Here is a 12,015-nt window from a genome sequence, read left to right as displayed (position 1 = left end):
AAAAATGAAAGCAAAAATAATTACCTGTCTGATCTGTCTGCTTCTTGTCAGCACTCCGGCAAGACCTGCAGAAAAAACGGCTGTACTGCCGATACTTGAAATTGTAAAAGCGGTCACCAAAAAAGTGATTAAAGCAATTGACCTTAGAATTCAGAAACTGCAGAATAAAACTATTTGGCTTCAGAATGCCCAAAAGAAAATTGAAAATGCGCTTTCTAAATTAAAGCTAGATGAAATCTCAGACTGGACAAAGAAGCAGAAAGATCTTTATAAAGGTTATTACGAGGAACTTGCTAAAGTCAAATCTATTATTACCTATTACCAACGAATAAAAGATATTACTAAAAAGCAGAGCAGACTCGTTGCCGAATATGAAAGAGCCTGGAACCTGTTCAAGCAGGACAGTCATTTTAAAGAAAGTGAAATTCAGTATATGGAGCGTGTTTATTCGGGTATTTTGGAAGAAAGCCTTAAGAATATTGATCAGGTCTTTTTAATATTGGATTCCCTCACAACCCAGATGAGCGATCTGAAAAGACTCGAAATAATCAATAAGGCTGCAGATCAGATTGATGCTAATTACGATGATCTTACTCTTTTTAATCAGCAGAATGTAATGCTTAGCCTTCAGAGAGCCAAAACAGAAGCAGATGTAAATCAAGTTAAACAATTTTACGGAATTCCGTAATTCAAAAAAAATATCATGAAAAAAATTATTGTACTGTTCCTTGTTGGACTTTTTCTAAATCAAGAAATACAAGCACAGGCAAAGCAGCGAAAGGAACTGCTCTTGCAGATTGCAGCGCTTCAGGTTTACATTGAATACGCCAAAAAAGGGTATTCAGCGGTATCAAAAGGACTGAATTTTATTGGTGACGTGAAGAGAGGGGAAGTAAATCTGCATGATGATTATTTTACTTCACTTTTGAAGATTAATCCGAAGGTTAAGAATTATTATAAGGCTGCAGAAATTCTTTCTATGCAGTTTAAAATCATGAAAATCTATAAAAGGACATATGCCGATCTAAAAGGAAATGATCTGTTCCACGGGAGTGAACTGGATTATATAGAGCGTTCTTTTCAACGATTGCTTGAGAACTGCAGCGCGACCCTTGACCAGCTCTTGATACTAACAACGGATTCAAAACTGGAACTCAAAGACGACCAGAGAATAGAGCGGATTGATGCACTGCATAAAACCATGCTGGAGGATTATAATTTCTGTTTGTCTTTCAGTCGTGAAGCAAAGCTTTTGTCTTTGTCAAAATCGCGCGAAAAAAGTGATACGGAGCGGATAAATTCTATATACGGCTTATAAAATGATAGTTATGAAAAAATTAGTGATTTTAATATTGATAGTATTTCTAGTATTTGTACCTAAAAAGGCAAATGCGCAGTCAGCGGAAATCCAGCAGTTAATCTTAAACATTGAAAAATTATCCCAATTCAAAAAGATTTTAAGCGATATGAAAAAAGGATATGAACTGCTTTCACGAGGCTATAAAGCAGTTAAAGATATGTCAGAAGGAAATTTCAATCTGCATAAAACTTTCCTCGACGCTCTTATGCAGGTGAGTCCAGTTGTGAAGAATTATAAAAGAGTAGTGGATATCGTTAATTTTCAGATGCTGCTAGTGAGGGAAAGCAAAAATGGATTGAACCGCTTTGTGAAGAGTGACAGTTTCAGCTCGCAGGAAATCAAATATTTTGAAAAGGTTTACGGAAATCTTCTGAGCCAGAGTTTAAGGAATCTCGATGAGCTTACTATGGTTATTACCGCTGATAAACTCAGGATGTCTGATGATGAAAGACTCCAAGCGATAGATGAGATCTATCTACAGATGCAGGATAAGCTTTTGTTTCTAAGAGATTTTAATAAATCATCAAGTATTCTGGTACTTCAGAGAGCAAAAGAGGCAAAGGATGTTTATGCTTCCAAAGAACTTCAGGAATTAAAAAACTAGCAAGATGAATATTTATAAATGTTTTAAAACAGTTTTTTTTATAACTGGAGCGCTGCTGACGCCTTTTATGGTACAGGCACAAGGATTCGGAGATAATATGCAGAGCCTTCACTCAGTTTTGGATCAGCTTTACGATGAGATGATGCCTTTGTGCAGTAATCTATTAGCTGTAGGGCAGGGGATAGCTGGATTTGGTACAATCTGGTATATAGCTTCCCGCGTATGGAGGCATATTGTAAACGCCGAGCCGATTGATTTTTATCCACTGTTCAGGCCCTTTGTAATCGGATTTTGCATTATGATTTTTCCATCAGTATTGTCACTAATTAACGGGGTTATGAAACCTACCGTTACGGCAACGGCGGCAATGGTAACCGGTTCCAATAATGCTGTTGCAGTCCTTCTTGAAGAGAAAGAAAAAGCCATCAAAGAAACAAATGCTTGGAAAATGTACGTAGGGGCGGCGGGAACTGGAGATCGGGATAGATGGTATAAATATACCCATGATGAAGATCCTTCCAATGAAAGTATGCTGGCGGGAATTGGAAACGATGTCAAATTTGCGATGGAAAAAGCTTCGTATAACTTTAGAAATTCTGTCAAGGAATGGATGAGCGAGGTACTCAGAATTTTGTTTGAGGCTGCGGCCTTGTGCATTGATACGCTTAGGACATTTCAGCTCGTGGTGCTTTCTATCCTGGGGCCTCTTGTATTTGGAATAGCTGTTTTTGATGGCTTTCAGCATACGCTTACTGTCTGGCTGGCAAGATATATAAATATTTACTTGTGGCTTCCAGTGGCCAATATATTTGGAAGTATTATCGGCAAGATTCAGGAGTTGATGCTCAAACTTGACCTGTCCCAGGTACAGTCCACAGGAGATACCTTTTTCAGCAGGACCGATATGTCGTATCTCATTTTTATGATTATAGGCATAATAGGATATTTTACTGTGCCGTCGGTGGCGAATTACATTGTTCATGCAGCCGGAGGCGGTGCTTTAGGACAAAAAGTTACTGGTTTGTTAAGCACTTCAACCAGCTCAGTTGTTTCGAGAACATCACAAGGAGCTGGCATGGTGCTGGATTCAATGGGCAATGCAGCAGGGAGGATGTCACAGAGTATGTCTTCATCAGCAGGGAGTTCTCCCTATTTTGAAGAGAAAGGAAACTATATGAGCGATAAGCTTAAAGGAAACTCGAAATAAACTTAAAAAGAATAAGCCCATGTTTACCAAAATGAAAAATATAGATACAGCATTCCGGTATGTAAGAGGATTTACAATGCTCGTTATTGTGGGGTGTATTGTCATCTGCTGTTATACTCTTTATAAAAGTTTTGAGTCTGTAACCCAGATGCAGGATAAGGTTTATATACTGGCCAACGGAAAAGCACTCGAAGCTTACGCTTCAGAACGAAAGGATAATGTACCGGTAGAAGCAAGGGATCATGTGAAAACGTTTCACAAGTTTTTCTTTACCCTTGATCCCGATGATAAGGTAATTAAAACCAATGTCACAAAAGCGCTTTATCTGGCTGATGACAGTGCCAAACGGATTTATGACGACCTGAAAGAAAATGGCTTTTATTCCGGAATTATCTCGGGAAATATCAGCCAAACCATTCAGATTGACAGTATCGCAATCGATACCCGTGAATATCCCTACCGCTTTAAATGTTTTGCAAAACAGAATATCATAAGGACTACCAGTATTTTAAAAAGGAGTCTTCTTACAGAAGGAGGCCTTAGGAACGTATCGCGAAGTGATAACAATCCGCACGGTTTTTTAATCGAGAGATGGAATACCATTGAAAACAAAGATTTAGCTGTTGAGAATAGAAAATAACCATTATGAAATCATTATTCAAAAAACGTGAAACGCCTTTTACTTATCATAAATATTACACATTTATGCAAGAGAAATGGGCTGAGAAAATGAATGTAATGACCTGTGGTCTTTCCAAAGCAAAGCTTATGTACCTGCTGGTTTTATTTACCGTTCTGACAGCCGGTTATTTCATTTACAATATTTATGCAGCGCTTTCAAGGAGTAATTCTCTTCAAGTCAATAACACAGCTGTTATTTCAAAAATTAAAAGTATCAATATTAAAAAGTAAAGTCATGGAGCAAAAAACAATATCAATTAAAGAAACCAAGAAGCGAAAATTGCTTCTGGTTCTTCCTGTCATAACACTTCCTTTTATCACTATTCTGTTTTACACTTTGGGAGGAGGACAAGCGGAAGCAATGGAAGCTAAAAATGATATAAAAAAGGGATTTAATTTTAACCTTCCTATTCCAAAATTTAAAGAAGATTCGGCGCTTGATAAAATGAGTTATTATGATCAGGCAGCAGTAGATTCTATTAAACTTCAGGAGCAGATTAAAAAAGACCCTAATTATTCCAATCAAAAAATAGCAGAAGAATCCCTAGGAGAATTTGCAGATACCGATTTTACAGCAGAGCGTTTTCAAAAAGGAAAAATGGCTTTTAATTCATCATCATTTCAAGATAGAAATGAGCAAAAAGTGTATGAAAAACTAGAGGCACTTCAAAAAGCGATCAGCCAGCCTGCTTTGCCTGGCAATTACGGTCAGGATATGAGGGAGTTCGAAAACTATGGTTCTTCAAAAGGAGTCGCCGATGAGGTTAAAAATCTGGAGAAAATGATGGCCACGATGGGAGAATCTCAGCAGCCTGACCCAGAGCTTAAACAGCTTGGTGGAATGCTTGAGAATATATTGGATATTCAGCATCCGTCCCGTGTACAGGAGCGTTTAAAAGAGTCCTCAGATAGTAAAAAAGGTAAAATCTTTACGGTTAAACATAAAAAAGAAGAGGATAATATCACTTCGCTACAACAAAATGACGTCCCCGCCAATTTTATACAATCAAATTCATTTTATAGTATCGATGAAATTATAGATCCCGGTCTCTTTCAGAATTCGATTGAGGCCGTAATACACGAGACCCAGACCATTGTAAATGGTTCAGTGGTAAAACTGAGACTCATTATCGATGTAATGCTGATGGGCACTATAATTCCCAAGAACACTTTTTTGTACGGTACGGCTTCTTTAAAAGGAGAGAGACTGGAAGTTAAAATCGATAACATTCAGTTTCGAAATTCAATTTTCCCTGTTGAATTAACAGTTTATGATATCGACGGAATTGACGGCATTTATATTCCAGGTGCCCTCAGCAGGGATGTTGCTAAAGCTTCGGCGGACCGGTCTATTCAGACCTTTGGAATGACAGGGCTAACAGATTCCTGGGGAGCGCAGGCTGCCGGAATGGGAATTGAAGCAGCTAAGAGCCTTATTAGTAAAAAAGTAAAACTCATAAAAGTGGTTGTGAAAGCAGGATATAAAGTGCTTCTGTATGATGAAAAACAAAAGAATTTAAAACCATAAAAAAAATAGAAGATGAAAATAATTAATTATTTGTTTTTAACCAGTTTACTGCTGGTTTCTGTTCTAGTTTATCCGCAGTTAAATAGCAGGGAAACTGTCAATGAAGATCAGTATGAGAATCTTCAGATCGGGTACTCTAAAACAACAAGCATCGTTTTTCCTTACTCAATTAAAAGTGTAGATAAAGGAAGCGCTGATGTGCTGGTTCAGAAAGCCAAAGGAGTGGAGAATATACTACTGTTGAAAGCAGCTAAACAGTATTTTTTCCAGACCAATCTGACAGTGGTCACTACCGACGCCCGATTGTACGTATTTGTACTGAATTATAATGAAGACTGTCCCGACTTAAACATAAAAGCAGAAAATGCTGCGGCTGCCAGTAAAGATGTTTTATTTTCAATGGAGAACGAAAATCAAAAGAAAATAGAACAGCTGGCCTCACTTGTCTTATCAAAAAAGAAAAAGACCAGCGGATTAAAAAAATCGAAGTTTCAGATTAGGCTTGAGGTAAACGGTATTTTTATTCATCAGGATGTTTTGTATTTGAGGGTCGTATTTGAAAATAAATCCAAAATTAATTATGATATCGACCAGCTGCGTTTTTTTATAAGGGATCAGAGAAAATCGAAACGAACTGCGTCACAGGAAATAGAAATCTTACCGCTGTATACTACTTCATCATCTGCTGTAATTCCCTATAAGTCTGAAGTAATAAAAGTCTATGCACTAGAGAAATTTACGATTCCTGAGAATAAGTATCTGACACTTCAGCTCATCGAAAAGAATGGCGGAAGGCATTTAGAGGTTAATATTAATAATAATCTGACCGATAAAGTATTTCCAATTGCGGAATACAGCAGTAGTGCTTATTAAGCTTTAAAAAATCAATTATGACTATAAATATTGCAGATGCTGAAATGCTGTCGTCGTTTGCTGAGGAAATGGCTTCTTACGGATATCACTTCGCAGCTTTTCCTTCAGATCAGATAACTGATTCCGGTACGATTGAGTTTTTTAGAACCTCATTGGATGCACAGGAATACTGTCTGGTGATGACTAATGATGCGGACTATTTTGAAAATATGCCGATTGAATCGCTCATAGGCGACTTAAACATACTTATGAAGAGCGGGATTAATACTTCATGCAATGAGGCATTTGATCTTACTGCATTTGCCCGATTGGAAAGGGAGAAAAAGGAATTATTAGAAAATAACTTAAATATAAACACAATGAATCAGAAAAATTTAGAATACTTGAAAGACCAGTTAAAATATACTGGATTTGGTGAGACGTTCGAAGCTGAACTGAAAGAGAACATGCTCAAAGGAGATAAGGATTTTAAAATTATCCACACCGGCATTATGAATAATGGTGTCCCAAACAAAGATACCTTGACAGTTGAATTGAACTTTAAGAAGTCAGACCAGACTGATATGTATTTTTTTAATTCCTATCATGTGAATCTGCAGAAAGAGGAAAATAAGCCGGGACTGGAGCAAACCTTTTATATCAACAAAGACAGCAGTAGCATAACTATGAAAGAGGCTTATAATTTAATGGAGGGCCGATCTGTCAATAAAGACCTAAAAAATAAAGAAGGTGACGTTTACAACGCTTGGTTAAAATTCGATTTTAAAGAAACTGACGCCGACAGTGCGGGTAACTTTAAACTGAATCAGTATCATCAAAATTATGGATATGATCTGGAAGCCAGTCTGTCAAAACATTCTATTAAGGAACTTGAGACACCGAAGTTTAAGGAAGATCTTTTGAATTCGCTGAAAAAAGGAAATCTGCAGTCGGTAACTTTCGTGGTCAGCGGTGTTGAAAGTAAAATGTATGTAGAAGCAAATCCGCAGTTTAAAACGGTGAATGTTTATGACGGAAATCTTCAGCGAATTAATCACCGTGAAAGTAAGGAGCAGAAACAAGGTGAAGCTGAAAACAAATCTGTTTCAAAAGAACAGAAAAAGAATATTGACGCTGATTCAGACTCTGAACCTGAAAATAAAAAGAATAATAAAAAAAGTAAATCGCATTCGATTTAGTAATGGACAGTTTAAAACCCCTATCTGATTTTTTCTCTGCTGTTGAAAAAGATTTTCGCATCAGTTCAACGCATATCGCCATTTATGCGGCACTGCTGAAATTTAGATCAGATATGGGTTTTATTAATCCTATTGCAGCATCCGCAGATGATATTAAACCGATTGCGAAACTTTCTTCATCGAAAGTATATCTAAGGTGTATAGGTGAACTTAATGAATACGGCTATATAGTTTATGTGCCGGTAAAGAAAAGAAGGCAGAAGAGCAAGATTTATTTTTTAACCGAGCAGTAAGTAAAATGAATTAAAAAATTAAGTTATGAGTAAAGCAGTAACGAAAGAAGATTTAAGACAATTTGGACTGGTGCTTTTTGACAAGATACAAACTGCATTTGCCAACGCAAATTTTGCTGATAAGAGTTCGATGGATTCTGAGTGGCTTAAAAGCAAATCAGTGAGAAAACTACTTGATATTTCTGCCGGTTCTGTGCAGAACCTAAGGACGACTGGCAAAATCCGCTTTAAAAAAGTCTTGGGCTCGTATTATTATAGTAAAGAAGATCTTCAAAAACTTTTTAGTAATGAATCGAACCCATGAGCCCACTGAAAATCAAGTAATGAATTACTTATCAATTTATATGGATGATTCAAGATTGAGCGTTTGGCATCTGGCCATTTTAATGGCAATTCTAAGTTTAGGATATAGGCAAGGGGAGGAGAAGATAATCAAAGTCAGCCGCAGTAAGATTATGGCATTGTCCCATATAAATACAATACCTACATATCATAAATATTTTAAACAACTTCAAATATTTGGATACATTATTTACCGGCCTTCCTATCATCCAGGTTATAAAAGTGAAATTGAACTACATGAAAATAGGTTATCTCAAGAGTTGTGAGATAACCTATTTTTTTACCATCTATTTAGAATTATCAGTTTATTAATTAAGATGAAATGTTATACTTCTTTTTAATGGCTTGTATTTCTTTTTCCAATCTGCTAAGTACAGCGATGTCCGTTTTGGATATCTTAGGAGCATCTTTGTTTAGCTTTTTTTTAAGCAGTGACATTTCTCTTCCAATTGTTGCCTGTTCTGTTATAGCATAGGCTTCGGTTTGTTTGACAGACGAATGGCCAAGCATTTCTTTAACAACATTGATAGGGACATTATTGTTTAATGTAACTGTACTTCCAAAAGTCCGGCGTGCCATATGAGTGTTAAGTGTAAAAGGGAAACCGCATAGAATTGCGATCTCTTTAAGATACTCGTTCATTTTCTGGTTGGAAGAAACAGGTAACACAGTACCGCGCTGCAGACACAGAGGGTGGTCTTTATATTTCTCAATAATTTTGAGAGCCTGAGGAAGCAGTGGGACATTTGTGGTGGAATTCGTTTTTTGTCTCTCAGACATGATCCATAAGTTCCCATCAATGCCTTTTTTAATATCGGTTTTTTTCAATTGATATGCGTCAATATAGGCCATTCCTGTGTAACATTGGAATACAAATACATCTCGAACAACATTGAGCCTGTCTGTGGTAAAATAATGTCTTTCCAATTCATATAACTCCTGTGTCGTAAGGGGTTTTTTTACCATTTTTGTTTTACGTCCTTTAAAGTTCTTAAAAGGGTCTTTTAAGATTATTTCCTTATCGATTGCTCGAATGACAATCTTTTTGAAATTGGCAATGTATTTAAGTGTTGTATTGTTGCTGCAATTTCGGACTGTTCTAAGGTAAAACTCAAAGTCTTTTATAAATTCCAGATTCAGATCTGTAAATTCAATGTCTGTGCTTTTAAACTTGAATTTAATAAAAGCTGTTAAATGGTTTTTTGTGATAGTAAAGCGGTCAAGGGTCCCTTTAGCATATCCTTTTCCCAGCAGGGCTGTCATTTCATTATTGTGTTTTTGAAATTCCTCCAGCAGTTTAACCCTTGGAGTAATTTTTCCCAGAACGTAATCCATAACCTTTTCTGAAGTTATGGGTTTTCCGCTGTACATAATCTCTGTTTTGTATTCATTGACTTTTAAAATCAGTGAATCCAAAAAGAAGTTAAGGGATCTTGCATCTTCTTTTGTACCGATTGCTCTTTCGGTTTTTTGGTCCCAGCGGGTGCTGTCCCATTTACGTTTGGTGGATGTTTCCTTTGGAATTCCGTCTACAGTTATTCTAAGATAAACTGTTCTAATTTTACTTTCATTGCGGGGGATTTTCAAAAAGAAAACCAACCCAAAGCTGCTTTCTAACATAATTCAACTTTTTAGATTAATAAATGTAGAATTATAGCATCAAAAAAACAAGTCGTTAACCTCCTTAACCCCTGTATTTACAAGTGTTCAGGTGCAATTCTGTGGCACATTTTGCAAACACCCAAATGTGCCACGATTCTGCCACAAAACTTTTGAGTGTTTTTACAAAGTTTGAAAAGTGTCTTAAAAGCAAAAAACCTGCGAATCCTAGGATTTGCAGGTTTTACCACGTTTTTTATGGGTTTTTGAAAAGATTGAAAAAGTGACCTTTTTACTTCTTTTACCCTTTTTGTGGGGAGAGCAGGATTCGAACCTGCGAAGTTCACACAGCAGATTTACAGTCTGCCCTCGTTGGCCGCTTGAGTATCTCCCCGATCTCAGCATTGATGCGCTTTGTTGTTCTAAGCGGTTGCAAATATATAAACGTTTTTGATGTTTACAAACTAAAATCGCACTTAATTTTAAGTTATTTTTCAATTAATTTTTAAGTTGTTGGTATTGAATAAAATAAAAAAGCCTGTATTATGAAGTTTTTTTTGATTTGTACAGAATATTGCTCTTTTTTGTCAAAAAGGACTAGTGTTTTCGATCTAAATTTTAGAACTTCTTAAGTCTTTAATAATATTTTCTCTTAGGTTTCAAGTGTAAAAGTTGCTGAAATTAATTCAATATAATATTCAGTAGAAATTGACGCTTCCTAAAAAGATAGGGTTGAAATGCTTGCCCAGGTTAAGTTATCTTTTAAAAAAGCATCTTTCCCTCATTTACTTCTTTATCTACAAATAAACGTACCGTATTTAATTCTTTAGTAGTGTATTCTTTTAACTACTGGTAGCAACATTGGTTGAAGTTGCTTTTGTTAAATTTTTAGTTTGGTATTGTATAAAACAAAAAAATCTCCCTGGGGAGATTTTTTGTTAATGCATAATATTTATTATTATTTGGCTAATAGCTCTAAAATTTTAGCTCTTAATTCAGGACCTCTTAGGTCTTGAGCAACTACTTTTCCTGATGCATCAAGAATAAAAGTTGCCGGAATTGATTGAACACCATATTGTGCAGCGATTGGTTCGTCCCAAAATTTAAGGTTCGAAACATGTGTCCAGGTTAAGCCATCTTTTGCAATAGCTTCTTTCCACTTGCTGGCTTCTTTATCTAAAGAAACTCCAATTATATTTAATCCTTTAGCATGTAATTCTTTGTAAATAGCTACAACATTCGGATTTTCTTTTCTACATGGTCCACACCATGAAGCCCAGAAGTCAACAATAGTTACTTTTCCTAAACTTTCTTTAAGTGAAACAACTTTGCCTTCAGGATTTGGAGCAGAAAAGTCTGATCTTCATTTAGCGCTACCAACAGGAGGAGCTGTTGCACCAACTGCAGGCATTTTTGCTTGACCTATTTTTGTTTTTACATCTTTACCAGGAGTAGTGTTTTTTAAAGACTCATCTAAAGAATTGTATATAGCTTCTGTTTTTTTAATATCAGCAGAAGGATCACCTAACATACCTTGAACGATTAGAACAGAAATGAAAGATTTTGGGTGAGATTCAGCGTAAGTAAGGTATTTCTTTTTAGAATCTGCCTGAACTTCCGTTTGAATAGTCATGTATTGTTTCATCAAACCGTTGATCGTTGCAGTATCTTGAGCTTGTTGAGCTTGTTGCATTTTCTGAGTATTATTTTTCTGAAAATCGATTAATTTCTTTTGAGTTTTTGTAAGCTCATCATTAAATTTTACGAATTCATCATTGCTGTAAGTACCTGCAATTTTAGTTTTGTGAATACTGTCTTTATCAATTGCAACAGTGATTTCTCCTGTTTCTAAGATGAAAGGAATTGGTCCGTTTGCATCCTGAAGAATTAATGTGTGGAAAGATGGTTCTGCTACTTTTCCTTTTATTTCGAATTTTTCGTTTTCAACTTTTACTGTATCAAGGGCAACTGCCATTTTTGTTGTTGGATCTGTACCTTGAAGAATGATAGTTTTCCCGTTTGCGATTCCTTTTGCAGTTCCTGTAATAAGGTATTCTCCGTCTTTAACTTTGCTGCATGACATTATCGCAACTGAAGCGGTAAGTAAAAAAAGTATTTTTTTCATTATAAAATTAATTAGTTAATTGATTTGTGCAACAAAAGTATCTAAAAATATAAAACATAAAGAATTTTGTAACCTAAAATTTTGTTATAGTTTTTTGGGGTACAACCATCATGTTTTCAGGGTGTTTGTTGGTGTTATATGATTTAAAACTCTTAAATTAATGCTTATTTATACTCAAGCTAAGTAATTTTCTGATTTTAAAGCATAAAAAAAGCACTCTGTTTA

General features: G+C 35.9%; 13 protein-coding genes, 1 tRNA gene and 1 pseudogene. 11 read left to right on the top strand and 4 right to left on the bottom strand.

The window, feature by feature from the left end; genetic code table 11:
* Positions 1-4: 4 nt before the first annotated feature.
* From B0A65_RS12945 to B0A65_RS12895, 11 genes are all read left to right on the top strand, one after another.
* The gene (locus tag B0A65_RS12945) at positions 5-688 is read left to right on the top strand and encodes a conjugal transfer protein TraI (protein ID WP_074662050.1); all 684 of its coding nucleotides are present in this window, start codon (positions 5-7) and stop codon (positions 686-688) included.
* A gap of 15 nt (positions 689-703) precedes the next feature.
* On the top strand, positions 704-1,318 hold the full coding sequence (locus B0A65_RS12940; RefSeq protein WP_074662049.1) for a hypothetical protein: 615 nt from the start codon (positions 704-706) through the stop codon (positions 1,316-1,318).
* Positions 1,319-1,328: 10 nt separating this feature from the next.
* A complete protein-coding gene (locus B0A65_RS12935; RefSeq protein ID WP_074662381.1) occupies positions 1,329-1,964 on the top strand; it encodes a hypothetical protein in 636 nt (211 codons plus the stop codon).
* Between the two features lie 67 nt (positions 1,965-2,031).
* On the top strand, positions 2,032-3,171 hold the full coding sequence (gene traJ, locus B0A65_RS12930) for a conjugative transposon protein TraJ (RefSeq protein WP_207556432.1): 1,140 nt from the start codon (positions 2,032-2,034) through the stop codon (positions 3,169-3,171).
* Positions 3,172-3,190: 19 nt separating this feature from the next.
* Complete coding sequence (gene traK, locus B0A65_RS12925) at positions 3,191-3,811, top strand: conjugative transposon protein TraK (RefSeq protein WP_074662045.1); 621 nt, start codon at positions 3,191-3,193, stop codon at positions 3,809-3,811.
* Positions 3,812-3,816: 5 nt separating this feature from the next.
* Positions 3,817-4,083 (top strand): hypothetical protein, encoded by a 267-nt coding sequence (locus tag B0A65_RS12920; protein ID WP_074662043.1) that lies wholly within the window; start codon positions 3,817-3,819, stop codon positions 4,081-4,083.
* Between the two features lie 4 nt (positions 4,084-4,087).
* Positions 4,088-5,380: a conjugative transposon protein TraM gene (traM, locus tag B0A65_RS12915; RefSeq protein WP_074662041.1), complete on the top strand. Its 1,293-nt coding sequence runs from the start codon at positions 4,088-4,090 to the stop codon at positions 5,378-5,380.
* A 12-nt stretch (positions 5,381-5,392) separates the two neighbouring features.
* Positions 5,393-6,253 (top strand): conjugative transposon protein TraN, encoded by an 861-nt coding sequence (gene traN, locus B0A65_RS12910; RefSeq protein WP_074662038.1) that lies wholly within the window; start codon positions 5,393-5,395, stop codon positions 6,251-6,253.
* A 17-nt stretch (positions 6,254-6,270) separates the two neighbouring features.
* Positions 6,271-7,431 carry a hypothetical protein gene (locus B0A65_RS12905; RefSeq protein WP_083370487.1) on the top strand — a complete coding sequence of 387 codons (1,161 nt, stop codon included), beginning with the start codon at positions 6,271-6,273 and terminating at the stop codon, positions 7,429-7,431.
* A 2-nt stretch (positions 7,432-7,433) separates the two neighbouring features.
* Positions 7,434-7,724, top strand: coding sequence for a hypothetical protein (locus B0A65_RS12900; RefSeq protein ID WP_074662036.1), 291 nt, complete (start codon positions 7,434-7,436; stop codon positions 7,722-7,724).
* Between the two features lie 25 nt (positions 7,725-7,749).
* Positions 7,750-8,028 carry a helix-turn-helix domain-containing protein gene (locus tag B0A65_RS12895; protein ID WP_074662033.1) on the top strand — a complete coding sequence of 93 codons (279 nt, stop codon included), beginning with the start codon at positions 7,750-7,752 and terminating at the stop codon, positions 8,026-8,028.
* A gap of 350 nt (positions 8,029-8,378) precedes the next feature.
* Here the strand turns inward: B0A65_RS12895 and B0A65_RS12885 are convergent, their stop codons facing one another.
* The 4 genes and pseudogenes from B0A65_RS12885 to B0A65_RS12870 all read right to left on the bottom strand — a co-directional run bounded on the left by B0A65_RS12885 (position 8,379) and on the right by B0A65_RS12870 (position 11,790).
* On the bottom strand, positions 8,379-9,686 hold the full coding sequence (locus B0A65_RS12885) for a site-specific integrase (protein ID WP_074662028.1): 1,308 nt from the start codon (positions 9,684-9,686) through the stop codon (positions 8,379-8,381).
* 292 nt (positions 9,687-9,978) lie between these two features.
* Positions 9,979-10,059: transfer RNA gene (locus B0A65_RS12880), tRNA-Tyr, on the bottom strand.
* A gap of 564 nt (positions 10,060-10,623) precedes the next feature.
* Positions 10,624-11,010, bottom strand: a pseudogene (locus tag B0A65_RS23685) (peroxiredoxin family protein); the annotation flags it as partial.
* An 18-nt stretch (positions 11,011-11,028) separates the two neighbouring features.
* The gene (locus tag B0A65_RS12870; protein ID WP_074662025.1) at positions 11,029-11,790 is read right to left on the bottom strand and encodes a DUF4369 domain-containing protein; all 762 of its coding nucleotides are present in this window, start codon (positions 11,788-11,790) and stop codon (positions 11,029-11,031) included.
* Positions 11,791-12,015: the final 225 nt, after the last annotated feature.

The organism is Flavobacterium frigidimaris (assembly GCF_002217275.1).
In the GTDB taxonomy this organism is placed as follows: domain Bacteria; phylum Bacteroidota; class Bacteroidia; order Flavobacteriales; family Flavobacteriaceae; genus Flavobacterium; species Flavobacterium aquidurense.
This window is presented reverse-complemented; position numbering and strand designations above follow the sequence as displayed.